The following is a 24,122-nucleotide window of genomic DNA, read 5'->3' as shown; positions in this document are numbered from 1 at the left end:
ATGAACGAGCAGCCTATGTGGAGGATAATGCTTTCTTTTGCAGGGCGCTGTACAATGTATCAATGACAAGCTCCTGTTCTGCGTCTGTCATGCTTGTACCAGATGGCAGGCAAAGACCTGTCTCAAATAACAACTCAGATGCAGGGACTTCATCGGCTGTTGTATAAAAAGGATAACCATGAAAGAGCGGCTGCTGGTGCAGCGGCTTCCATACACGCCTTGCTTCGATCTGCTTTTGTTCTAAAGCATCTATCATCTCTACTGGAGACATCTGTGCATGATGATCAATGGTGAATGTGGTCAGCCAGCGGTTTGATGTGGTGTCTTGATATTCTGGCATAAATTGAAGGCCTTCAATATCGGCTAAAGCATCTTGATAACGCTCGAAAATGCGGCGTTTTTGCTGAACACGCTCCTCTAACACTTCCATTTGTGCAATTCCTACACCTGCGAGCAGGTTGCTCATTCGATAGTTATATCCCTCCTCTTGATGCTCATAGTGTAGGGCATGTTCTCTCGCCTGTGACGCGAGAAATCGGCAGCGGTCGATCGCTGCTTCATCATCACTGACAAGCATTCCGCCTCCTGATGTTGTAATGATTTTATTTCCGTTAAAAGAGTAAACACCGAACCTGCCCATTGAACCGCTTTTTCTTCCTTTATATATACTGCCTAACGATTCAGCCGCATCTTCAATGATTGGCACATCATATGCCTCACACACTGCTATGATTTCATCCATTTTCGCACTTTGTCCGTATAAATGAACGACAATGACCGCTCGGGGTCTTTTCCCAAGTCGTTTTGTTTCAGCAAAGGCTTTCTCTAACGCCAGCGGACACATATTCCAAGTCTCTTTTTCTGAATCAATAAAAACAGGCGTCGCTTGTTCATATAAAATAGGATTTGCACTGGCAACAAATGTGAGAGTGGAACAAAAGACCATATCTCCCTTTTGAACGCCAAGGAGTTTTAAGGCAAGGTGAATGGCTGCTGTTCCTGAAGATAATGCTGCTCCTCTCTTCACCCCTGCATAATCCGCGACCACTTGCTCAAATTCATTTACAAGCGGTCCTAATGGTGCAATCCAATTGCTTTTAAATGCCTCCTCTATTTTCATCTGTTCTTTTCCACTCATATGAGGAGGAGATAAGTAGATTCGTTTCCTGTCTCTCATGATTTCCCACCTTCTCTTCGATCTTTGATCTCAATTGCAGGAACGCCTACAGCGACTTTCTGATCATGTATATCTCGGGTCACTGCCGCTCCTGCGCCGATTACTGCCCAGCTTCCAATGGTTCTGCCAGGTATGACAGCAGCCCCAGCTCCAATATGAGCACCCTCTCGCACAGAGACACAGCCGGTGAGCACAGCTCCCGGGGATAGGTGCGTAAAGGATTCGAGAAAGCAGTCATGCTCCACGATAGAACCGGTGTTGATAATGGCATGCTCACCGATCACTGCATCTGCTTGCACAACAGCCCTTGCCATCACAACCGTTCCCCCGCCAACCTTCGTTGACGAGCTCACAACTGCCTCTGGATGAATCAGTGTGGCAAATGCCCTCTCTTCAAATTCGAGACGTTCTTTGATCCTCTGTCTGATTTCGTTTTGCCCAATGGCAATCAGCCATTGCATATCAGGTATTTCATCTCTTACCTTTTGACTCATAGAAATCGGACCATACAGAATGCCGGTTTGAGGGTCAGCTTCCTCAAATCGATCGTCTAATACAGCACACAATGAGTACTCAGGATGCAAAAAAATCAACTCCTGAATGACCTTACTGTGTCCGCCAGCCCCTATTAAGCCAATGGGCTGCTCTTTACGTATCAGTTCCTTTGAATTTTTCAGCTGTTGCATGATTTGGCTGCTGCACCCCTTCTGTTTTGATGACTTTCAGCAAGGTCATCCATAAGATTTTCATATCGAGCCAAAACGATTGGTGCTCTACATACCAGAGGTCATAGGTGAATTTCTCCTCCCAAGAGAGAGTATTTCTCCCATTCACCTGGGCCCATCCAGTGATACCAGGCTTCACAAGATGACGCTTCGCTTGCTCCTCTGTGTACATTTGTAAATACTCCATTAAAAGCGGTCTTGGTCCAACGAGACTGATTTCCCCTTTGAGTACATTGACAAGCTGCGGCAATTCATCAAGACTGAGCTTACGAATAAAGGCGCCGGTTTTTGTTAATCGAAGATGGTCTGGAAGCAGTACGCCATGTTCATCGCGTTCCTCGGTCATCGTCCGAAATTTATAAAGCATAAACGGCTGTCCGTACAGACCAGGCCGTTCTTGTCGAAACACCACAGGCGCTCCGATTTTCCACCGAATGAGTCCATAGATGAGAAGGAAAAGAGGACTCCCTGCGATGAGCAGTGTCAGTGCCACGACCACATCTATTATTCTTTTCATCATTGCTTCTCCTTTCCACACTAGCGGGAGACAGCTCGTTCAATAGCAGCTTGTTTCACCTTACGCATGAGCTGTATCCGCTCTTGTTTTGTTCCTGCAAATTGATACAAATAGCCTAAGTAGAGAACGAAACATATTCCGCCAATACAAAATAGCTCCCACCATCTCGTCACATCATACACAGCCTGAATGCCGGCACAGATCCCCCATATGAACAGAGCCCCAAACAGCGGAACGACTGTATGTTTATAAAAGATGGTACTTTTCTGTTTCGTGATCTTGGCTGTATACAATGGGAGAAAGACGATATTTTTCATCAATAAAACAACGGCTCCTGCTGATGCAATGCCATATAACCCGAGCTGAAGTAGGTGAGTCAGTACATAGGCGAACAGGACATTGGAACCGCCTAATATGAGTGTCACAACCGCCGGCACTTTAAATCGGTTAAAGGCAGTCGGTACATAGGTCAGCGGTAAAAACATCAACGTGAAACACAAATAAGCCGCATGAATCATCAGCAGCCATTTCAGCTCCTCAAAGGCTGGTCCAAGCCATAACAGCATGAGCGGACCGGCAAGACCTCCTAACAGAGCTGCGGGGAATGCCACAAATAAACCACTCCATTTCATGGCATTGGCGGCGTATTGAATGAGCCCCTGCTCGTCTTGGTTTGAATATAATTTTGTGATCGTTGGCGCAAACACAATCGCAAGTGTCCCTGCAAGGGTGCGCAATAATAATGGAAATTGTAAAATGGCGGCATACTGTCCAGTCGCTTCTGCCCCAATCAGTAAGTTGGTCATCAATAAATCGATTTGTAAAAACAACAAAATGCCCATTTGTTCAAATGAATGCCACACCCCTGATCGAACCAGCGTGAGACTTGAAGATAAAGAAACGTACCGCCACTTAAACGAAAACCAAGGAATGAGTTTCTTAAAATAATAGAGACCCATTCCCAAAGCGGCGAAACTCCCCATAACGGCTGCAAGCGGAATATGCCAAATAGCTGGTGTCGTCACGGTAAATAGCAGCACAATCACAAGCGCCCTGCCAAACATCTGAATGGCCTGTCCAACACTCGATACATATAATTTGTTCGCATAAAACGGTGCCGCCCCAATACCAGACATGACGAAATTGAGCATAAATAAAAGACCCCCTAACACAAAGGCGATCTGTGTATCTTTTGCAAGATGAGCAGGCACATGGAGCCAATCAACCAGCTGCTGAGACATGAATAGACAAAGTAAAAAAAGACAGATGGATAAAAAAAGAGAACTGACAAAATAGGAAGCGAGATAGCGCTGCGCTTGTTCCATCTCTCCTTTATGAGCGGCAACAGAAAAAAAACGCACCACCACAGCACTTAATGAAGCCGTAATGACCGATAAATAGTTGATCATATTTTGCGTCAGATGAATCAGACCAAACGCTTCCACTCCAAGTGTATGAACAATGTAAGGCGTTAAACAAACAGACATCAGCATCATCAAGATAAACGTCATCACATTTGCACTGACATTGTAAAGAAACGCACGGTTCATGGTGATTTCACGCAGTGTTTAAGGGCCTTCATCCAGCTTCCTCTCCCTTTTGTCCGCTTGTTTTCATATGCTGATGAATGGCCTTTTTCACCGCTTCCTCCGTTGGTTCCTTCAAAAGGGTCATAAATGGCAAGTGCGCTACCCATTCATATCCTTCCATGACTTTATGATCAAACGACCTGATGACAACACACGGTGTATGTGTGATCGCACAAAAGATCATGCCATGCAGTCGATCTGTCACGACGACTTGTGCCTGTCTCAACTGCGTCCATAACATGGATAATTCCTCTAAACGAGTCGTTCGATTCACTCGCTTCCCAATGGTTGTTGTGATAAAACCAACTTGATCATACGTTTCTTTGATATGCTCCTGCAGTTGTTCTCGTTTCTCTTTCGTGAGATATGCCTCCTTATCCTCACGCAGACAAAGCAGCACACCTTTACGGGTTTGACTCTTCGATGTTTCGTCTAATGTCAGGACCATATCAGGCTGTTTCCACACCTCTTTATTAGGAAAATGCTGCTTCATCCATTGATAGGTGGTTTGATCTCTTGCCATCAAGAGAAGCCTCGGGTGTTGTTGATATGCTTGAATGGCGCGGCGTTCTTCTCTTTTCCCTCTCTTTGTTTCTGTAAAATGAGCAGTAGCGGGCAGCTGAATGACGGGATAGGACTTAAAGGCGTTCATGATAAATTGTCTTGTCCATTCTTCATATCGATATAAATCGCCCATGTTGCCCCCACCGATGATACAGACAATGTCCTCTGGGTGCCGCGCGTGCTTCAGTGGACGTGCTAGACGATACATCTCCTGCATGTCTACTTCTATGATTTGATAGTCTGGAAAGTGCTTTTGTAAAAAGCAGTAGCTGGCATAGGCAATCGCGTGATCACCTAAGTTGTCATGTGCCGGCAGCAGCGTGAGAATGATTTTCTTCTGATGACGCAGCTCTGGCAGTCTTTGGCGGCTCAACCTATATTGAAGTGGATACTTGACCTTTAAGAGCAGCCACTCTGCGGCATGTGCTTTTAATTGCTGCAATGTCACACTCATCACCCCGATTTTCTCGTTTGATATTCAATCCATTTTTGATAGCTTGAAGCTGCGGCAGAGAGCGGATACACCCACTGCAGCCTAGCAAGGAATAAGATCATTCGCTTTCGCACAGTCAGCTTCGATGGTTCCACTTGTTTCACAGCCTTCTGAAAAGCTTCATGTGTCACCATTTCACGCATATGACCAAGCTTTTTTTGAAAGGAAAGGGAATTTTGGCTCTTCCATTCATTGAGCATACAATGCAGCGTATGATTCACGATAAAAAAACAAAAAGCCTTCTCATATGGTGTCAGCTCATCATGCTCTTTTAAAAACAAACGCTGCGCGTCATAAAACGCCAGTCCATGCTGAAAATACTGCTTTTGATATCGCTGGACAATGGATGACAAATGAACCCGGTAATAATAAAGCGGCTCATGAACAAAGGCAATGACACGTGATAAAGAAAAACAGCGCAGCGTGACATATTGATCTTCAATATTCTCAAGCTCACCTCTCAACGGAAAACGGATATGATGCTTTTCGATAAATGCCCGCCGATACAGCTTATTCCATGAAAATCCCGTGATCTCACCATGTAATAACGATTCTATTAAACTTGTCTTATCGGCTTTCTGCTGAGCTAACAGCGTCGTCGGTATGATCCGTTTTGACTGTTCAAACTGAATCCAATATTCACTAACAACAAGATCGGCACCAGTGTTTTCGGCTTCTTGATATAAAGCCTCACAGTATTGAGGAGCGAGAACATCATCTGAATCAACAAAGGCAAGATACGTTCCTGTTGCTTCTTCTATGCCCCTGTTCCTCACCGCTCCCAGCCCTTGATTGATTTGGTGAATCACCCGAAATCGCTCATCACGCGCAGCAAACGCTTCAAGGATGTCTCCACTGTGATCGGTAGATCCATCGTTAATGAGGATGACCTCTATATCTGAAAAGCTTTGGTCTGCAATCGATTGAAGACACTGCTCCACATATTGACTAGTGTTATAGACTGCGACCAATAGACTGATAGCTGGCATGACAGCAAGCCCCACCTTTCTTCAAATCTACTTTGTAAAAATCGTTCGGTACGGTAAAACAGAAGAATCAAACGGCATCAGCATGATGCTGTACAAAATATAGCAAACCGCAATTCCGATATACATAAAGAAATTTGTTCGCTGATCAAAAATCCGTGTGAAATAAGGCAGTAAAATGAGCTGATACAGACCAAAGTAAATATGAAATCTTGCATAAATGACATCCTTCGTTGCAAGGATGCCAAACAAAAAACCAAGCAAACAAAAATTCACAATATAATCACTCTCTGGCGTCAGCTCACGAAGTCGTTTTCGACAAAAGAACGCAAGCAATAACGGCAAAATCAAGACACCAATTTTCGTCACATTCATTCCATTCGTATTCGTTGTCAGCCACTCCTCGTAATGACCATAAGAACTCCCTTGCAGCATCACGACAAACACGGAGACAAAGCGGTCATACAGAGCGGTTAAGCCTAGAAAAATCATACATAACACAAGCATCATCCAAGACCATGACTTTGTTCTGACGATGAAATAGACTGGAATCATAATGAGTGCCGATGAATGAAATAGCGCGCATACAAGCACGAGCGGAAAATACCATTTCCACTGACCTTTGATGACAAACCGGATGGCATAAAAAAGAATCGCCGCCACCATATACTGCCGCATGCCATTGAACGAAGCGTAATAATGAAATGTGCCGAGAAATAGTAGCATACTAAGCTCAAATGGCCGTCCATATCGCACAAGTGTTTTGATAATAAAAAAATAGGTGATGATCCCAACTGTGATATACATGATTTGCGGCTCATGTGACAGTTGATTGAGCATCCACAAGATCAATGTAAAGCCCGGATCAGTGGCGGCCTTGTCTACACCGAATCCGAAAATATGCCAAGGCTTGTCATAGTTGACGGAGAACTCATACATTTGTCCATAGGTGACGAAATCAGTTCCTACTTTGTAACGTATGCCCGCCACAATACAAAGAAATAAAAACGGAAAAAACACCAGAAGCTTGTTCGGCCGCCAGCCGCTTTGTATGGTATCATCACGTCTGCCATAAAATGCAGCAAAGCTCGACCATAAATAGACCATGATCATGTTCACCAAATAAACCGCCATCTGCCAATCCTTCCTTACAATCCATACACATTCATCACACGGGTGATGTTCTGTTTCACATCAAATCCTCTAAGGCCAAGCTGAGAAATAATCGTCTCCTGAAGAGGAGGGTCTGCATGGTAGGCTTCTAGTATGGCTTTCATCCACTCATGTGCTGAATCTTGCAAGGATTTCCTTTTCACAAGCCCACAGCCTAAATCGACTTCCTTTGTGATATGATCTGAAATCACACATGGGAGTCCAGATGCCTGCGCTTCCACTAATACGAGCGGAAGACCTTCAAACAAAGACGGCATCACAAACACATCAAATGCTTTCATATACTGCGGAACCTCTGAGACAACGCCCGTAAACACAATGTCTTCCATTAATCCTGCTTTCTCTGCATACGATTCAACCACTGCCCGGAGCGGCCCATCTCCTATGAGAACTAGCTGAAAGGAGACCCCTTGTTTTTTCAGTGTCTGCGCTAATTCGATGAAAAAAACATGGTTTTTCTGCTCATGAAATCGCCCAATATGTCCAATGATCAGTTTTCTCTCGTGAAGATGGAGGTCTTTTTTCATCTTCACCTTCGCTTCTGGCTCCAACTGAAAAAAAAGGTCCAAATCAATCCCATTTGGTAAAATGTCCACTCGTCCATCGTGCATTCTTTTTTGTCCAAATAAAAAGACACCGGCATCTTCACCGCATGCAACAAGCTTCGTAGAAAAGGCAAAGATCAGCTGACGAAATCCTTTGAGCATCAAATGATCAACCCGGCTAGGAGACTGTTTCCAAGCCGTATTATGTGAATGGCAAATGCGTACCTTCACACCTGCCAGTTTCGCAGCAAGGGCAGAAAAGCCCGTTTGAAAATCTGTATGTGCATGCACCGCCTGATAAGGTCCCGTTTGCTTGATCGTCTTCGTCAACGTTTGGACAAACGTCCATGGAGAGGACGCTCCAATACTTGGGACATAAAAAATCCGCCCGCCAAGCTGACGAATTTCCTCATCGTAATCACAGACACCCTCCCGGTGGGTAATGAAATCAAATTGAAGAACATTCCGGTCGATTGCACGATAGATATTCATGATCATCGTTTCTGCACCGCCTCTGTTCATTCCGCCCACAACATGAAGTACACGCTTTGGCTCACTCATCCCGAATCGTCCTCCTTTTCACCATAGATCCTCCAAGTTTCCGCTGATGATAAAACCTCATGATCTTTGGCGACAAACAAGCGCGGATGACCGGCTTAAGCGCAAAGAGATAATCAAACGGCGACAATTTCAATTGCTTGCATGCTTTTAAAACAAGCCAGGCATTATCCATTGAGTATCGGAATTTCCGGCGCTGAAAGGCCGCTTCATCCTCCCTTACAAGGTATAAGGGCTCTTGCAAATTAAAGCCTTTTCTCCCCGCAGCAAAAAAACGAATCCACAGATCGATATCTTCCATCCGTCTGGTTGTTTTGACAGAACGATAGCCATTTAAAGCCTTGTAGGCTGACGCTCTCATCATAATCGTCCCATGACAAAAAGGCGTTCCTCTTGCCAGCACCCTTCGATCAGGCTCTGAGACAAGTGCTCGAACGCCCTTCGTCCCTGACTCATCAAACACCGTCATCGCCGTACCAACTACATCATATTCCGGATGTGCATCAAGGAAACGAACCTGTTTTTCTAATCGTGTAGACACCGATATATCGTCGCCATCCTGTCTTGCAATCAGTTCTCCATTCGTTTCAGTGAGACAACGATTTAAACTGGCGGCAAGTCTTTGATTGTGTTCATTTCGGATGAGGCGAATTCTATCGGGTTCACGCATGGTATAGTGCAGCACTTTTTCATAGGTGCCATCTGTTGATGCATCATCACATATGATGAGCTCCCAGTTTTCATAGGTTTGACGGAGAATCGATTCAATGCTTTCTTCTACTGTCTCTTGGCAATTGTAAACACCCATGATAATCGATACTTTCGGCTGACGCATGCTCACATCACCTTCTCTTTTTGATCCATATACGTTGTGTAAATTTCCTCCATAGCACTTACCGTCTGCTCCTGTGCAAATGCGTGAGCCATAGAACGTCCCGCTTTCCCCATTAGGTGAAGCTGGTCCTTTTTATGATAGAGCTGCTGTAAATAAACGGCTAAACCATTCACATCATGCGGTTTGACTAAAAAGCCGTTCACTCCATGTTTGACGAGCTCACAATGCCCTCTATTTTCTGTTGCAATCACCGGCTTTTCAGCAGACATCGCTTCAAGAAGATTCATCCCAAGTCCTTCTCTCAAGCTGGTTGATACACATACATCGCTCATATGCATCCAATCTTCGATGTGTTTGCAAAATCCCGCAAACTGTACATGTTCCTCAAGATTCAGCTGACAGACCAGCTTTTCATAGGACGACCGACTTGTCCCTTCTCCAGCAAATACAATTTTCACTTGTGGTATATTCCGATACACCTGCGCGCAAGCTTTGATGAGCATTCCTTGATTTTTATTGTCATTTAATTCACCAGCACACAGCACGATAAAATCTTGCGTGGTAAAACCATATGCTTTACGAAGGCGGTCTTTTTCTTTGTCATCAACTGGTGCAAATCGCTTCATATCGACACCCATACCGGGAACATAATGCACAGCCGCCTTCTCTTTTGACAGACGATCGGCTCTTTCATAGTCTTCTCCATTAATGGTGATGAGTGCATCTGTATATTGAACGAGCCATCTCTCAACTGGATAATAAAGCAGCCAATTTTGAAGCGGTGCCCCCTTCCAAAAGTGAAAGCCATGCGCTGTGTAAAGAACTTTCGTCCCTTTTTTGCGTGTTGTTTTCGCCGCTAGCCTGCCAATGACACTCCCCATCGGTGTGTGACAATGGATGAACTGATAATGCTCTTTTTCTAAAAGCTTTTTCAGCTCCACATAAGCAAGCCGATTTTGCAAATGAAAAGGGGAACGCTGAATCGGAATGGAATGCGCTTGATCCACATACGGCAGCTCCAGCTGGCCATTTGCCGCTGTATGCACTTCCCATCCTTGTTCCTGAAACCACCTGAAATACGGGAGATGGAACGCCTTAAAATGATAATCAACCGTTGCGCAAAACAAGACTTTTTTCTTCATTAGCAAGTGGCTCCTCCTCTCGTTGCATCGGTTCAGGCAATACATCATGCGACTCAATGGCGGCAAACAAGGCCTGTCTTAATTGATCGTCACTCATCATGTTAAATTCGTGAATAAAGCGGTTCAGCACATACGGATCACCATCCAAGGCATGGCCGATATGGATTTTCGGGAAAATTTGCTCCTGTGCTTTTTCATGCTGGTTGAGTAACTCCTCGTACATTTTCTCTCCGGGACGAATACCCGTAAATGTGATGGGAATCTGGTCTGTGGTGTAGCCTGAGAGGTGAATGAGGTTTTCTGCGAGGTCGACAATTTTGACTGGCTCCCCCATATCTAAAACAAAAATCTGCCTTCCTTCTGCTAGTGCACCAGCTTGAATAACAAGCCTTGATGCTTCTGGTATCGTCATAAAATATCTTGTCATGGCTGGGTGCGTGACGGTCACTGGCCCGCCTTTTTCAATTTGTTTTTTAAAGATTGGAATGACACTCCCCCTGCTCCCGAGTACATTCCCAAACCGGACGGCGACAAATTTCGTTTCACTGCTTGCCCCCATTTGCATAATCACCATTTCAGCAAACCGCTTTGTGGCTCCCATCACATTGGCAGGGTTGACCGCTTTGTCAGATGAGATGAGGACAAATGTTTCAACTCCGTGCTCATGTGCAGCTTCTGCCACATTTTTTGTCCCGATAATATTGTTTTTCACCGCTTCTTTCGGGCTAATTTCCATGAGCGGGACATGTTTATGAGCAGCGGCATGATAAATCATATCCGGCTGAAAATGACCAACGATTTCACTCATTTTTTGTTTATCTTGAATATCCGCAATTTGTGGATATAGGCGAATGCTATCTCCATACAATTCTTTCAGCTCTAGTAAAATAGAATGAATGCTAAATTCTCCATGTCCCACAAGCACAATCGCCCGAGGGGCAAATACACAAATTTGACGACAGATTTCTGACCCGATAGACCCGCCAGCTCCTGTCACCATAATCGTTTTTCCTTTTAGGTGAACGGATAGACGGCTTGTATCTAATTGAATCGGCTCTCTTCCAAGCAAATCCTCTGGCTGTACATCCCGCAATTGATTCAGCGCATGGGTTCCTTTTAAAATCTGTTCCATTTCCGGCATAATCTGTGTTTTGATTCCAGTCGCTACACATTCCTTATACAGTCCTTTTAATGTGTGACTGCTTTTGGATGGAATGGCGATAATGATTTTTTGAATATCCATCATCACAACAGCCGTTTGAATATGTTCTTTTCCCCCAAGAACAGGCAGCCCCATAATTTCAAGCTTATGCTTTGTTTTGTCATCATCAATGAAAGCGACCGGCTCAATATGTACATCACTCGACTGCTGAAGCTGACGAACGATAATGGTCCCGGCTGATCCAGCGCCAATGATTAGTGCCCGCTCCTTTTCAACTTGATACCGCTTCGCACCATCATGAAACAGCCTGGATGCCATACGAGATGCACCGATGAATAACACATGGAAAAGCCAGACAATAAATAAAAAGCGAAATGGCCATGTCTGCACAAAAATGTACAGCATCGTCATGGAAAATAAAAATGAACACGCAAAGGTCTTCATTAAAGAAAATAGCTCTCTAACCCCTGTATAGGCCCATACTTGCTTGTACACGTGAAAAATATACGAAAACAAATGGTGCCCGATCAGTAGACTGAGCGAAGAAATGACGAGCATTTCAAATGTATATACGGTTAACGCTGCCTCTTGAACAAATTGAAAGCCAAAAAAGACGGCTACTAAAATGAGATATGAATCTAGTGCCACGATGATTGATAATCTTTGGGCGTAAGTCAACGCTCCTCCCCCTTTTTAAAGCATCACTATTCTTACGTAAAATGGGCATCAAACCCGTCCTCACATCCCACTACCGATGACGAGCATCTAAGGCATATGTCATGCCCACAGCAGGATCGAGTGCCTCCGTTGTTAAAGATTAGGAGACATCACCTATCAATCTCTTTAATACATATAGTGCCTTCCCTTTTTCACTTTCTTGCCATTTAGCATCGCCCCAAGCAGTTTCCCTGTCGTCCCCTCTAATACTTCTTTTGATTTCTTCACAGCGGCAATCTTCGTTTTACCGCTTAAAACCACAAGAATGCTTCCATCCGTTCGGTTCGCTAATATTTTGGCATCGGCTACAGGCAGAAGCGGTGTGGAATCCACAATCACCATGTCATACTGCTGCTCAATCTCGTAAAATAGCTGCTTCATCACAGAGGAGGAAAGCAGCTCAGCGGGATTTGGCGGAATGGTCCCACTCGGAAGCAGCTCTAAATGCTCAATCGGTGTAGGCAAAATGGCTTCCTCCAAAGTGCAATTATTTAATAGCACATTGGTCAATCCGGTGTGCGGACTCAGATCAAAATATTCATGAATAGCTGGTTTACGTAAATCAGCATCCATGAGCAAAACCCGTTTTTTCTGCTGTGCAAAAACAGCTGCCAAGTTTGCAGCCGTAAATGATTTTCCTTCCTTCGGCAAGGAGGATGTGACCAATATCGACTTCAGCCTCGTTTGAATCGACGTGAATTCGATGTTCGTTCGGATCGTTCGGAATTGTTCCGCAATGACAGAGTGAGGATTTAATACAGAAATGCAGGATAAATCTCTTTTTTCTCGTTTTTTCCTCTTAAAAATCAATGTTCTGTCCTCCCGTTATGACGGACTGCTTGTCTTTTTTTGCCCTCCTGTCTGCATGCATCTGATAGACACTGCCGAGCGACGGCAATCCGATCTCTTCTCTTATTTGATGTGTTCGTTTTACCGTATCATCGAGTAAATTCATTAAGAAAATGAGTGTCATTCCCCCTAATACAGAGGCGCCTAGTGCCAGAACGATGTGAACGAATTTACGTGAGTTCATTAGTATCGTGTTGGACAGCTTGGCTTCAGACAAAACATTAATGCGATCCATATTCATGGTTTTTTTTGATTTCTTCTTGCAACACCTCTGTGGCTGTATTCGCAATGGCTACTGCCTTCGCTCGGTCCTCATCTTGTACAGAAATATTTATGACCTCTGACTCATTTTCTGTACTTGTGGCAATTTTGTGTTTTAATCCTTCTGCCGATTCTGTAAGATTGAGTGTTTCTTTTACTTTTTCAATGACAATTGGACTTTTTAATAGGACTTGAAAGGTACGTGTATATTGAAGGTTCATCTGAATATCGTTTAAATTCGCTTGTGCATCACTGCTTCGTTTATGAACAAGAATTTGAGTGGTTGCCTGATATACAGGAGTCGAGACATAGAACTGATAGTAGGCTGAAATGCCCGTTACGATCAGGACAATCAGGATCAGAAGGGCCATTTTCTCTTTTATGACAGAAAACAGCTGCTTAAAACCTATATTCTCATTCATAGATACCTCCCGATTTCATCATAAAAAGGTTATATATGGTTTCTTTTTGTTAATGATTGGATTATAAAAGATAATACCCGCAAAGAAAAATGTCATAATAGGTCTTATAGTTCTTTTTAAAGAACGAAATCGTTCGTTTTCTTTTGTTTACTTCCTGTTTCTTACGTTTTTGAATTTTATAAAGAACAATTTATTTCTTATAATGAACGAAAAGGTCACAGAACGATTCGCCGGGGAGAAGGGAGATCATATATCGAATGATAGGCAAGGTGATACGAATTTACCGAAAGAGGAAAGGATACTCAATCCAGCAGTTGGCTGAAGATGCCCATGTCTCTAAATCGTATTTGAGTAAAATTGAGCGTGGTGTCCACCGTAATCCATCTGTCCAGTTTTTAAAAAAGGTATCCTCATCACTAGACATTGATTTACAAGAGCTGTTTGATGCAGAAACGATGATGTTTCATTACGCTGAGGGCGGTGAACAGGAGTGGCGGGATCATATCGTTCATGCCGTCCAATCCGGCATGCCTAAAGAAGAACTGTATCAGCTGCTCCAAACCTACAGAAAGGAGCAGGAAGGAAAGACGTTGCATGTCCATCATAGAAAGCTGACCGACTCAAATATGTCAGAATGGAAGCGTCTCATGAGTGAAGCAAAGGCCATTGGCTTAACCATCGAGGAAGTGAAAGCGTTTCTTACCAATATGGGAGAACACCGGGCGTAAGCCACTGAGATCAAACCAATTTGCGGGGAGAGGCGCTTGTCGCTTCGATGAAATAGAGCCTTTTTATATGAAAAGGCTCTTTTCAGTTTATGGACAAAGGGCTAAAATGAACTTTATTTTAGCTCTTTGTCTTCTTTTCAGCGTGATAGCAGTCTAGGAAGGACAGCTACTTTTGCGGAGCGAATTTGACATTCGTGAGTACCCGCGCAGGACTGACACCGAATGCGAGGGTTTCTCTACACGCTGAGAGCCTTTTTGCATGAAAAGGCTCTGTTTTCTATTATTCTTCTTTTTTCGTTCGTGCTTTTTTCGTAATATCATTGTTCTTCCAATAGGCCCATAGTGATGTGATGCCAAGAAAAGCTAACGTAATGAATTGCTGCACACCTTCTTCATCAATTGGAATTGGGCTTTTTCCTGCAGCAGTGAGAGCGCTGTTCACAAGTGCCAATAAAAGCAGCACAAGCCTCGCAATAGTGCCTGCACTAATTTTTTGAACCTTCAACTGTAACCCCTCCCCTTATCCTTTCATACGGACGATACTGCTCGTTCCCTCTCATATGTATGCAAAAAGCGCATGAATAGAAGAATGAATCAAAAAAAGAGACATCATTCCTAGATGCGGAATGATGCCTTGATTTATGTGCTGTTTATTTAGAGAACATCTTTTTTGCTTCATCCATTGCCATTTTGTTGCCTAGAGCTGAATAATCAAGCCATGGCTGATCGGCAATCGGATACACTTGGTTTTTCTTTACGGCTTTTAGGCCTTTCCAAATCGGTGTCTGCTCTAACTGTTTGAATGCCTGCTGCGCCTTATCATCACGGTTCACGACAACAAAAATAGCATCTGCATCAAAGTCAGGAAGCACTTCTTGAGAAATGACTTCAAATGGACGTTTGCTGTCCAGCTTTTTCACACCATCTACAGGTGTCAGTCCTAAATCATCGTATAAAATTGGCCCCATCGGACGTTTCATACTAAATACTCGAAGCTCTTTTGCTGTTACACGAATTGCCATCACTTTTCCATTCCCAATCTTTTTCTGGATGAGTGATTTGACTTCTTTTGCTTCTTGATTGTAGTCCTTAATATATTGATCGGCTTCTTTTTCTTTATTGACGAGCTTGCCGATTTTTTTCAAGTGATCACGCCATGTGCCATCATTTAAATTGAACACTTCGGTTTTGGCAATTTTTTTGTATTTTGATAAGTCTTGTCCAGCTAGTTCTTCATCAACGTAAATGACATCTGGTTTTAAAGCAAGCAATGACTCCATATCAGGATCTGCTGCGATGCCCAGCTTCTTCGTTTGGCTAAGCTGCTTTTTCGCATGTGGAAGGAAATCTTTTAAGTCTCCCCCTACAACAGAGCCAGCAGGTTTTATCCCGAGTGCTAATAAATCATTTGTTAAATGAATCGACAAGGATGCAATCTTAGGTGTTCCGTTTTCATCTTGATTTGTTGTCTTCTTTGTTTCCTGTTGACCACAAGCGGCCAGAATCAAAAAACAGAGCGTTAAACCAAACACAAGTACTTTTTTCATGATGAGTTCCTCTTTCTTATTTTGTTTTTGTTAATAAATAGAGAAAATAAGGTGCTCCGATAAAAGCCACAACCACACCTGCTGGGATGGCATTTGGGGCAAATATGGAACGTCCGATTGTATCGGCACTGACCAGAATCAACAGCCCAAGCAGGGCACTTACTGGTAAAAAATATTGGTGCAGTGAGCCGACAAGACGCCTCGCCAAATGAGGTGCAACAAGGCCAATAAAACCAATTCCGCCTGTCATCGATACACTTGCACTCGCTAGACCTACAGCTAAGGTGAGTAACAACAGACGTTTACGCTGTACACGTACGCCAACACTTGAGGCGACGGCATCACCTAACGTTAACGCATTGAGTGTGCTGGACTGCATGAGCGTAAGCGGGACAAGACATACGATCCAAGGTAGGAGCGCAAGCACATGAATCCAGTCTCTTCCCCATACATTTCCCACAAGCCACCTTGAAGCGAAGGTGTATGTATCTTCATCCAGTTTCAATGACAAATATAACGTCAATGCACTAAACCCCGCAGCTACGGCAATTCCAACAAGGATCAGCCGGATAGGTACAAGCCCTTCATGCCTGTCGTACGCAAGAAGAACGATGACTGACGCCGCAAGTAGGCCTCCACCAAACGTAAAGAGCGGAATGAGTAAAGATGGATTTCCTTCTAGTACGTGAAAATACGTCACAAAGATGATTAAGCCGAATGCGGCTCCTGCATTCAGACCGATAATCCCAGGATCGGCCAGTGGATTGCGGGATAAACTCTGCAAAATGCCACCTGCGATGCCTAGACCTATTCCAGCTAGTATCGTCACGACGATTCGAGGGAGACGATAATCAAACAGCACCGTCTCACTTTGGAAATCTCCAAAGCCAAATAACGTTTTGACGACAACGAGAGGACTGAGTTTCAGCGTGCCGGTATTTAAACTATACAGCACAACAGCCGCACTCAGACAAAGCAAAACGGCTGTCACGACAAGAGCACGCCGTTTCTCTTTCATGACAGGTTCCTCCCTTCTTTTCTGGCAATATATAAGAAGAAAGGAACACCAACAAGTGCCACCATAACGCCAATGGCAAGCTCTCTTGGCGGATTTACTGTCCGGCTGGCAAGATCAGCGAAGACGAGAAGCATTGCGCCTAAAATCGCTGACATCGGAATGACGAAACGATAATTGACCCCAACCAGCTTTCGTGCAATATGCGGAATGACAAGCCCGACAAACCCAATAGACCCAACCGCCGATACAGAAACGCCTGCCAGCAGAACCGCAGCTGCCATACCTAGTATTCGCACTTGCCGGGTTTTCACCCCTAAATTCGCAGCTACATCTTCACCAAGTGATAATAACGAGAGGGATCGTCCTAATAACATCGCCCAAACGATGACAATGAGAATGACTGGAGCAAGGATCATCAGCTGCGGCCATTTGACACCTGCCACACCCCTGCATACCAAAAAGCCAGATCCTGACTGAGATCAAAGTAAATGGCGATACCCGAGCTTAGCGCATGCAGCAATGCGGCAACAACAGCTCCAGCTACAGTGAGCCGAAGTGGGGTCAGCACGCCGCCAGCCGCCCCAATGGCAAAGATCAGCAGTGTACTGAGAACGGCACCAAAAAAAGAAAATAACATCAATGCCGAATAAGGCATTCCTGGAAAAAAAGCAAAACAGAGAGCGACTACAAACATCGCACCGCCGTTAATGCCTAATATCCCCGCATCTGCCAGCGGATTTCTTGTAATGCCTTGCATGAGCGCACCTGCCACAGCAAACGCCGCTCCAACAAGCGCAGCTCCTAACACACGAGGAAGCCTTAATTCATGAATGATCTGCTGCTCTGTCACATGAGACTGATAGTCAAACACAGCTGTCCAGACCGTTTGCAAAGACAATGACTTTGCACCGTATGAAACAGCCAAAAACATAGCTGCCAATAAACCAATGACAGCGAGAAAAAACAATAAAAAGAACAAAATAGGTGATGATCGTTTTTGTTGAGATGTTCGCTTATCCGGCAAAATCGGTGTCATCCTTTTCTTCATTAAAAGTCAGTTTGAAAATGAGAATCATAATCATCAAAATTATAGCCGTCAGCCTCTGAAAAATCAATGTACGGCTCATTTTTTTAATTATTGAAGGTATTGGTAGACGGCAAATATGAGAATTCTTTCCTTCTGCTTTTTCTCGTTCTAAAAGACCTATCAATTTTTACAGTATTTTAATAGGAAAATAGTTGACATTCCGCATGAAAATCCCCTAAAATTACAAAAGTAAGTCAATTGTTATAAAAATATTACAAACAGATGTCAAAGGAATAAAGAATGACCCGTCATGAGAGGAGAATTGAAAGTTGTGTCAGTAAAGGGAAAATGGAGTATCATCCTATTTGCGCTTGCCATCGTCATTGGAGCAGTTGCATTCTTTCAAAATCAGCAAGCAAGCGGTACAGAGAAGAAAAATGTGAAGCAGGATACGAATTATAAAAATGTTGAAATTGTCACTCTTGTAAATGACGGGAAGTTTATGAGATATGCGGTGAACTATCCACTTTTTCATCAAAAAAAGCTAGATGACAAGATTCAAAGCTATGCGAATTCAGCATTAGAGCATTTCAAAAAGACATTTAGTGAAGCAAAGGACATTGATGAAAACAAACGGTTTGAACTGAATATTGACTATGACATGGTGCACTATGCAAAACAATCTGCGGCCATTTATTTTACGACCTACACATATACAGGTCAGCAAAATGGAACCACTCATCACGTCACAATCAATTTCGATTTTCAGAAAAAAGACTTTCTTGACACAAAAGATTTATTTCAACCCAAAAAGGACTATTTGAAAAAATTATCCTATATTACATACACGGAGCTTAAAAAAGATAAAACCTTGTCTAAGGATCTATCACTCCTTCAAAAAGGAACAGCCCCTACTGATCAAAACTTCAGTCAATTCGCCTTAAAAGAGAAATATATAGAGTTGTATTTCCCAGCTTCTCAATTAGCCGCAAAGGACTTAGGTCCGCAAACGCTGGCGATCAAAAAGACGCTGCTAAAAGATATCTTGAAGCCGGAATACATGAATAAGACCAAAAATCAGAATGAAATCAAAGAACCGAATCCAAAAAGAAAAGCCGTCAAGCTGCCGCAAAAGCCAAAGCTTGATCCGAATAAAAAAGCCATCGCACTCACATTTGATGATGGTCCAAACCCAGCCACAACTTCAACCATTTTAGCAGCGCTGAAGGAAAATAAAGGACACGCCACCTTTTTCGTATTAGGAAGCAGGGTTCAGTATTATCCTGGAATGCTTGCCGACATTTTAAAGGGCGGAAATGAGATCGGAAACCATTCATATAACCATCCTTTATTAACGAGACTCCCTCTAAAAGAAGCGGTCAAACAAGTAAAAGACACGCAGAAGCTGATTGAAAAGGCCAGCGGTTATACTCCTACGCACTTTAGACCGCCATATGGAGGAACAAATCCAGACATCAATCAAGCGGTGGGCATGAACGTTTCATTGTGGGATGTCGATCCTGAAGACTGGAAAATTCGCAACAGCCAGCAGATCACAAACCATGTTCTCTCACATGCAGCAGATGGCAAAACCGTACTCATGCACGATATTTATGACAGCTCTGCTCGAGCAGCGGTGAAGATCATACATGAACTCACCAAACAAGGCTACCAGCTTGTCACAGTCAGCGAACTTGAACAATTGAAAAAAGAACGAAACGAACAGACCCCTGTGCAGTAAACACAGGGGCTTTTTTTTATGACTCTAACAACTTCTTTCTTTTTAACAGCGCTTGAAACGTCTCTTCAAGCTCATGAGAAGGCTCGATGCTTAAACGACTGAGCACTTCAGACAGCTGCATATCAATCAGCAGGAGCTCTTCTTCTTTCTTTGTAGCAGCTGGCTTTTCTTCCTTTTGTTTATATTCTTCATAGGTGCCATCAAAGCGTTCAATGGTACCCTCGTGCACATGAAGAATACGAGTAGCCACCTGCTCAATGAGCCTCCTGTCGTGGGAGACAAACACGACTGTGCCCGGGTAATCTTTTAAAAGTTCTTCAAGCGCTTCTACTGCCGCAAGGTCTAAAAAGTTCGTCGGTTCATCAAGCATCAGTACATTGGCATCACTGACGAGCAGCTTGGCAAGCATCGTCTTCACCCGTTCCCCGCCGCTTAATACGTTCGTCAGCTTATACACATCGTCTCCCCGAAACCCAAGTCTCGCTAAAACGGTGCGCACAATCGTCTCATCTTGAATCGCCTGTTCCAGTGCATTTTGTAAGATCGATTCATCTAGATTCAGTCCTGAAAGATCTTGGCTGAAATAACCGATCTTCACGGCTTCTGAACGAAAAATCCCGGGATGTCCGTTTACAAGCATTCGGAGAAATGTCGTTTTACCGCTCCCATTCTTCCCAATGATCGCGACTTTGTCTCCGCCTCTTACTTCTACATTCGCTTTTTTCCAAAGGACTTTATCTCCTGCCATACCATCTACATGTTCCACACGAAAAATGGTGCGGCTTGCCACTTCCTTCATGGTATGCTGCGTCATTTGAAGAGGCTGGGCTTCCTTTACCTTCTCCACCTTTTCTAATTTCTCCATTCTTGTTTCGATGGATTTGGCTGTTTTTTGAAGCTTTTTTTGCTTGTTTGCATAATAAGGCTTTGCAATTTTAGGCCCCGAGGATTTCAGCTTTGGAGATGGCTTTGTCGCTTTGTCAGCTTTTTTCATTTTCTTTTGCAGTGCATGTTCTAACTGTTTTTTCTTTTGGGTATACGCCTCGTACGCCTCCACGTGCTGGCGATGTTCGAGTTCTTTTTGCCGGGCGAAATCGCTGTAGTTGCCTTTGTATAGTTTGAGCTCCCCATCTTCCAATTCCCAAATGTCTGTACATAACGCATCTAAAAAAGCACGGTCATGCGAGACGACAATCAGAGCACCTTGATGATAACGAAGCTTTTCTTCTAGCCACTCAATATGCTCCGTATCTAAATGAGTCGTCGGTTCATCGGCTAATAAAAGGGCAGAAGGCCGGCTTAAAGCTCTCTCAATATAAGCTTGAGTCATCTCTCCGCCACTTTGTCTGCCATCTCCTGTCTTTAGTTGAGGAAGCAGCGTACAAGTTGTAGTGTGTGCAAATGTGCCGCTGTCTGGTTTTTCCCTACCCGCCAGTACATGGAGCAATGTCGTTTTCCCACTGCCATTCGTCCCTACAAGGCCGATTCGGTCCCCTTGATGAATGGCCAGCTCCTCTATATCAAATAACAAGCGATCCTTTCGAAATACTTTTAATTGGTGGGCTCTCAGTAACATCCAACCCTCTCCTTTCGTATCAGGAGACATGAAAAAGCCTCCCATTCTCAGAATAGGAGGCAAAATGGTGTACAAAAATAAGCGTATCGATACAGAATGACATGAGGTTCATCAAATGAGCACACATCTCCCCCGTATCCATCACTTCAATCTTTGATTCCCAAGCTGTACCATCCTATTCCGAAGCTAAAAAATGAAAACGCAGCAAACATAGCAACACATATCGTTTGCTCACTGCCTTCGTTCTTTCATTTTGCTTACAGGTCATAGGATTAGTACTTCATTGCATTGGGTCACCCTTCCGTCGTTTGTTACGTATACGATAAAAGATTGGTTATTTTTTGTCAAGTTGAAAAGGCATGAGTGAGTCTATTAGCTTGAGCGTAAATGGATGAGTCGCTTCAAACAGCTGGTCACTTTTACATTCTTCCACAAGTTTTCCCTCATGTAAAAAAAGAAGTCGATCACATAAAAAAACGGCTGCCTCTAGATCATGGGTAATCATGAGAATGGTCATATCTAACTCTTGCTTTAATGTCTCAAGAAGCTCCAATATTTGAACTTGGACAGAAACGTCAAGTGAGCTAAGGACTTCATCTAAGATGAGAATGGCTGGATTCGTCGATATGGCTCTTGCTATGCATACACGCTGGAGCTGACCGCCGCTTAGCTGATGAGCATATTGATTTAGCAAAGACGATGGAAGTCTTACTTGCTTGAGCAGGGACAACACTTTTTGGTTCACATCCATGTTTCGCTTTATTATTTGCATGGGTTCTGCTATGATCTCTTTCACTGTAAAGGAAGGATGGACAGAAGATAGATAATCCTGAAAAACAACACTCATTCCCCCCGGTTCATCTTACGCCATGTATGAGCTGGCCATCCACCTATCTTTATCTCTCCGCCGTCTAATGTTTCTAAACCAAGCAGCGTACGTGCTATTGTACTTTTACCACTGCCGCTCTCACCGACTAACCCGACACATTCACCCTCTCCAATCTGAAATGAAACCTGAGCTATGCGTGCTATGGATTCCTCTTTATGAAAAAAGCGTCCTTTATCTTCTCCATGTTTAAGTAGTTGATTTGCTGTGATCAGCATGGGAATGCCCTCACTCTCTTCTGCTGCCTCAGTGCTTCAAGGGGTGCCGATAAGCGAAGCCTCGTTTCTAGTAAATGCCTCGTTTGAGGATGCTCAGGTGATGTAAATATCTCTTTTGCATGACGATGCTCAAGCATCTTCCCTTGGTGCATCACCAACAATTCATCAGCGATTGCCTGAACGACGCCTAAATCATGCGAAATGATGATCAAGGCAGCTCCTGTTTCTTCTTTCAGCCTCTGTAATTGTGTGATGACTTCACGCCGGTTATATGCATCTAATGATGCTGTAGGCTCATCGGCAATGATCACGTCAGGAGAAAGCATGATCGTAATGGCAATCATGACACGTTGAAGCATCCCTCCCGACAGCTCATGAGGATATTTTTTCATTAACATATGCGAATTGTTTAAATGGACACGTTCTAGCCCAGTAATCGCATGTGCTGTTCCTTCTTTGCCACGTAAGCCCAAATGCCGCTGGAACGTTTCAAGTATTTGATGACCAATTGTTTCAATTGGATTGAACGCATTCATAGCATCTTGTGGAATGTAGCCAATTCGCTTTCCTCTCCACTGCTGTGAAGTCTGACTTGTCAATTTTTCACCGTCAAACAAAATGGTCCCAATCATCTCTAGCGAAGGAGGGATAAGGCCAATTAATGCTTTTGCAACGGTTGATTTTCCGCTTCCACTTTCTCCAATAACGCCTAAACAACGTTGTCTATGTAATGTAAACGTGATATTTGCCGCCAAATCCTTTTGTTGAATCGGATCATGTACGGACAGGTTTTTTATCTCGATGAAAGGCAAATCGTCTCCCCCTTTTTTTGTTGCTAAGATGCATGGCAGGGTTCATGACCTGCTGAAGACTGTCTCCTAAAAAATTCAGTGCCATGACCACAAATAAGATCGCAAGTCCAGGCGGGAGCATATGAGCCGGGTGCGTCACCATGACATTCTTCGCCTCGTTGAGCATCATGCCCCATTCCGGTGTAGGTGCACTCACACCTAATCCAAGAAAAGACAGAGCAGAAATATTTAAAATGACCCAGCCTGCGTCAAGTGTAGCAAAGACAGCAATCTCTCCTGAGATGCGAGGAAATAGATGTTTTCGAAGGATATAAAAAGGTGAACCCCCAGATACTTTCGCAAACTGAACAGATGGTTCATTCGTATATTGCAGGACTGACGAACGAATCATCCTTGTATACCAAGCCCATTTTGCAAGGACATTGGCCAAAATAATATTGAAAAGCCCAGGTCCCATAATGCCCACAACGGCCAAAATCATCACCTCTGCTGGAAATGACAGCATGACATCACATATTCTCATTAGAGCTCCATCAACTTTCCCTCTAAAAAAGCCAGCTACAAGTCCAAGTATCGTGCCAATGAACATCGTGATACACATTGTCAGCACGGCAGCAAGCATCGTTGTCCGAATACCATATAAGAGCCGGGACAATACGCATCTCCCCAGCTGATCGGTTCCGAGGGGATATGTTAGACTCACACCAGCATATTTTTGAAGAATGTTCGTGTCAGTTGGGTCATGCGGCGCTAGAAACGGTGCAAACAGCCCAGCTAATGTGACAAGTACCAAAAGCCAGATAGACAGAATAGCCATTCGATCTTTTCTTAATTGATTCCATACGATCAAATTT

24 protein-coding genes and 1 pseudogene are annotated in these 24,122 nt (G+C 43.8%); 2 read left to right on the top strand and 23 right to left on the bottom strand.

What is annotated here, in order from left to right; all coding sequences use genetic code 11:
* Nucleotides 1-13: 13 nt before the first annotated feature.
* The 14 genes from KFQ09_RS12940 to KFQ09_RS12875 all read right to left on the bottom strand — a co-directional run bounded on the left by KFQ09_RS12940 (nucleotide 14) and on the right by KFQ09_RS12875 (nucleotide 13,715).
* Complete coding sequence (locus KFQ09_RS12940) at nucleotides 14-1,177, bottom strand: DegT/DnrJ/EryC1/StrS family aminotransferase (RefSeq protein ID WP_255835731.1); 1,164 nt, start codon at nucleotides 1,175-1,177, stop codon at nucleotides 14-16.
* A complete protein-coding gene (locus KFQ09_RS12935) occupies nucleotides 1,174-1,863 on the bottom strand; it encodes an acetyltransferase (protein WP_046344511.1) in 690 nt (229 codons plus the stop codon). The genes KFQ09_RS12940 and KFQ09_RS12935 overlap by 4 nt, the downstream gene beginning before the upstream one ends.
* Entirely contained in the window at nucleotides 1,826-2,419 is a 594-nt protein-coding gene (locus KFQ09_RS12930; protein ID WP_017359198.1) for a sugar transferase, read from the bottom strand. Before KFQ09_RS12930 ends, KFQ09_RS12935 begins: the two co-directional genes overlap by 38 nt.
* A gap of 20 nt (nucleotides 2,420-2,439) precedes the next feature.
* On the bottom strand, nucleotides 2,440-3,969 hold the full coding sequence (locus KFQ09_RS12925) for an MATE family efflux transporter (RefSeq protein WP_255835730.1): 1,530 nt from the start codon (nucleotides 3,967-3,969) through the stop codon (nucleotides 2,440-2,442).
* Between the two features lie 28 nt (nucleotides 3,970-3,997).
* Nucleotides 3,998-5,026 (bottom strand): polysaccharide pyruvyl transferase family protein, encoded by a 1,029-nt coding sequence (locus KFQ09_RS12920; protein WP_255835729.1) that lies wholly within the window; start codon nucleotides 5,024-5,026, stop codon nucleotides 3,998-4,000.
* Complete coding sequence (locus KFQ09_RS12915; protein WP_255835728.1) at nucleotides 5,026-6,054, bottom strand: glycosyltransferase family 2 protein; 1,029 nt, start codon at nucleotides 6,052-6,054, stop codon at nucleotides 5,026-5,028. Before KFQ09_RS12915 ends, KFQ09_RS12920 begins: the two co-directional genes overlap by 1 nt.
* 27 nt (nucleotides 6,055-6,081) lie before the next feature.
* Nucleotides 6,082-7,185, bottom strand: coding sequence for an EpsG family protein (locus tag KFQ09_RS12910; RefSeq protein ID WP_255835727.1), 1,104 nt, complete (start codon nucleotides 7,183-7,185; stop codon nucleotides 6,082-6,084).
* 14 nt (nucleotides 7,186-7,199) lie between these two features.
* Nucleotides 7,200-8,330, bottom strand: a complete 1,131-nt coding sequence (locus tag KFQ09_RS12905; RefSeq protein WP_255835726.1) for a glycosyltransferase family 1 protein — start codon at nucleotides 8,328-8,330, stop codon at nucleotides 7,200-7,202.
* Nucleotides 8,323-9,162, bottom strand: coding sequence for a glycosyltransferase EpsE (locus KFQ09_RS12900; RefSeq protein ID WP_052321045.1), 840 nt, complete (start codon nucleotides 9,160-9,162; stop codon nucleotides 8,323-8,325). The genes KFQ09_RS12905 and KFQ09_RS12900 overlap by 8 nt, the downstream gene beginning before the upstream one ends.
* Before the next feature lie 2 nt (nucleotides 9,163-9,164).
* Entirely contained in the window at nucleotides 9,165-10,304 is a 1,140-nt protein-coding gene (locus KFQ09_RS12895; protein WP_050826624.1) for a glycosyltransferase family 4 protein, read from the bottom strand.
* Nucleotides 10,270-12,144 carry a polysaccharide biosynthesis protein gene (locus tag KFQ09_RS12890; protein ID WP_052321046.1) on the bottom strand — a complete coding sequence of 625 codons (1,875 nt, stop codon included), beginning with the start codon at nucleotides 12,142-12,144 and terminating at the stop codon, nucleotides 10,270-10,272. The genes KFQ09_RS12895 and KFQ09_RS12890 overlap by 35 nt, the downstream gene beginning before the upstream one ends.
* Before the next feature lie 165 nt (nucleotides 12,145-12,309).
* A complete protein-coding gene (locus KFQ09_RS12885; protein ID WP_007500133.1) occupies nucleotides 12,310-12,993 on the bottom strand; it encodes a CpsD/CapB family tyrosine-protein kinase in 684 nt (227 codons plus the stop codon).
* On the bottom strand, nucleotides 12,983-13,267 hold the full coding sequence (locus tag KFQ09_RS12880; protein ID WP_255835725.1) for a YveK family protein: 285 nt from the start codon (nucleotides 13,265-13,267) through the stop codon (nucleotides 12,983-12,985). The genes KFQ09_RS12885 and KFQ09_RS12880 overlap by 11 nt, the downstream gene beginning before the upstream one ends.
* Nucleotides 13,254-13,715, bottom strand: coding sequence for a YveK family protein (locus KFQ09_RS12875; protein WP_255835724.1), 462 nt, complete (start codon nucleotides 13,713-13,715; stop codon nucleotides 13,254-13,256). Before KFQ09_RS12875 ends, KFQ09_RS12880 begins: the two co-directional genes overlap by 14 nt.
* A 257-nt stretch (nucleotides 13,716-13,972) precedes the next feature.
* Here KFQ09_RS12875 and slrR point away from each other — a divergent pair, with 257 nt between their 5' ends.
* Nucleotides 13,973-14,443: an HTH-type transcriptional regulator SlrR gene (slrR, locus tag KFQ09_RS12870; RefSeq protein ID WP_007500131.1), complete on the top strand. Its 471-nt coding sequence runs from the start codon at nucleotides 13,973-13,975 to the stop codon at nucleotides 14,441-14,443.
* A gap of 280 nt (nucleotides 14,444-14,723) precedes the next feature.
* Here the strand turns inward: slrR and KFQ09_RS12865 are convergent, their stop codons facing one another.
* The 4 genes and pseudogenes from KFQ09_RS12865 to KFQ09_RS12850 form a co-directional block, all read right to left on the bottom strand.
* Nucleotides 14,724-14,948, bottom strand: coding sequence for a phage holin (locus KFQ09_RS12865; protein ID WP_008347764.1), 225 nt, complete (start codon nucleotides 14,946-14,948; stop codon nucleotides 14,724-14,726).
* 145 nt (nucleotides 14,949-15,093) lie between these two features.
* Nucleotides 15,094-15,990 (bottom strand): iron-hydroxamate ABC transporter substrate-binding protein, encoded by an 897-nt coding sequence (locus tag KFQ09_RS12860; protein WP_007500130.1) that lies wholly within the window; start codon nucleotides 15,988-15,990, stop codon nucleotides 15,094-15,096.
* Between the two features lie 16 nt (nucleotides 15,991-16,006).
* Nucleotides 16,007-17,008: a FecCD family ABC transporter permease gene (locus KFQ09_RS12855; RefSeq protein WP_008347766.1), complete on the bottom strand. Its 1,002-nt coding sequence runs from the start codon at nucleotides 17,006-17,008 to the stop codon at nucleotides 16,007-16,009.
* Nucleotides 17,005-17,939 (bottom strand): annotated as a pseudogene (locus KFQ09_RS12850) (FecCD family ABC transporter permease). Before KFQ09_RS12850 ends, KFQ09_RS12855 begins: the two are co-directional and overlap by 4 nt.
* 427 nt (nucleotides 17,940-18,366) lie before the next feature.
* Between KFQ09_RS12850 and KFQ09_RS12845 the strand changes: the two are divergent.
* A complete protein-coding gene (locus tag KFQ09_RS12845) occupies nucleotides 18,367-19,776 on the top strand; it encodes a polysaccharide deacetylase family protein (protein ID WP_129547831.1) in 1,410 nt (469 codons plus the stop codon).
* 16 nt (nucleotides 19,777-19,792) lie between these two features.
* On the opposite strand, the gene abc-f is transcribed toward KFQ09_RS12845, so the two are convergent.
* The 5 genes from abc-f to opp1C form a co-directional block, all read right to left on the bottom strand.
* Complete coding sequence (gene abc-f / locus KFQ09_RS12840; protein WP_216942820.1) at nucleotides 19,793-21,352, bottom strand: ribosomal protection-like ABC-F family protein; 1,560 nt, start codon at nucleotides 21,350-21,352, stop codon at nucleotides 19,793-19,795.
* A 334-nt stretch (nucleotides 21,353-21,686) separates the two neighbouring features.
* Nucleotides 21,687-22,199, bottom strand: coding sequence for an ABC transporter ATP-binding protein (locus KFQ09_RS12835; RefSeq protein WP_255835723.1), 513 nt, complete (start codon nucleotides 22,197-22,199; stop codon nucleotides 21,687-21,689).
* Entirely contained in the window at nucleotides 22,196-22,456 is a 261-nt protein-coding gene (locus tag KFQ09_RS12830; RefSeq protein ID WP_255835722.1) for an ATP-binding cassette domain-containing protein, read from the bottom strand. The genes KFQ09_RS12835 and KFQ09_RS12830 overlap by 4 nt, the downstream gene beginning before the upstream one ends.
* Nucleotides 22,450-23,268, bottom strand: coding sequence for an ABC transporter ATP-binding protein (locus KFQ09_RS12825; protein WP_046527392.1), 819 nt, complete (start codon nucleotides 23,266-23,268; stop codon nucleotides 22,450-22,452). The genes KFQ09_RS12830 and KFQ09_RS12825 overlap by 7 nt, the downstream gene beginning before the upstream one ends.
* Entirely contained in the window at nucleotides 23,231-24,118 is an 888-nt protein-coding gene (gene opp1C / locus KFQ09_RS12820) for a nickel/cobalt ABC transporter permease (RefSeq protein ID WP_046527393.1), read from the bottom strand. The genes KFQ09_RS12825 and opp1C overlap by 38 nt, the downstream gene beginning before the upstream one ends.
* Nucleotides 24,119-24,122: the final 4 nt, after the last annotated feature.

Origin of the sequence: Bacillus sp. FS02, assembly GCF_024398395.1 — a bacterium.
GTDB lineage: Bacteria > Bacillota > Bacilli > Bacillales > Bacillaceae > Bacillus > Bacillus altitudinis.
This window is presented reverse-complemented; position numbering and strand designations above follow the sequence as displayed.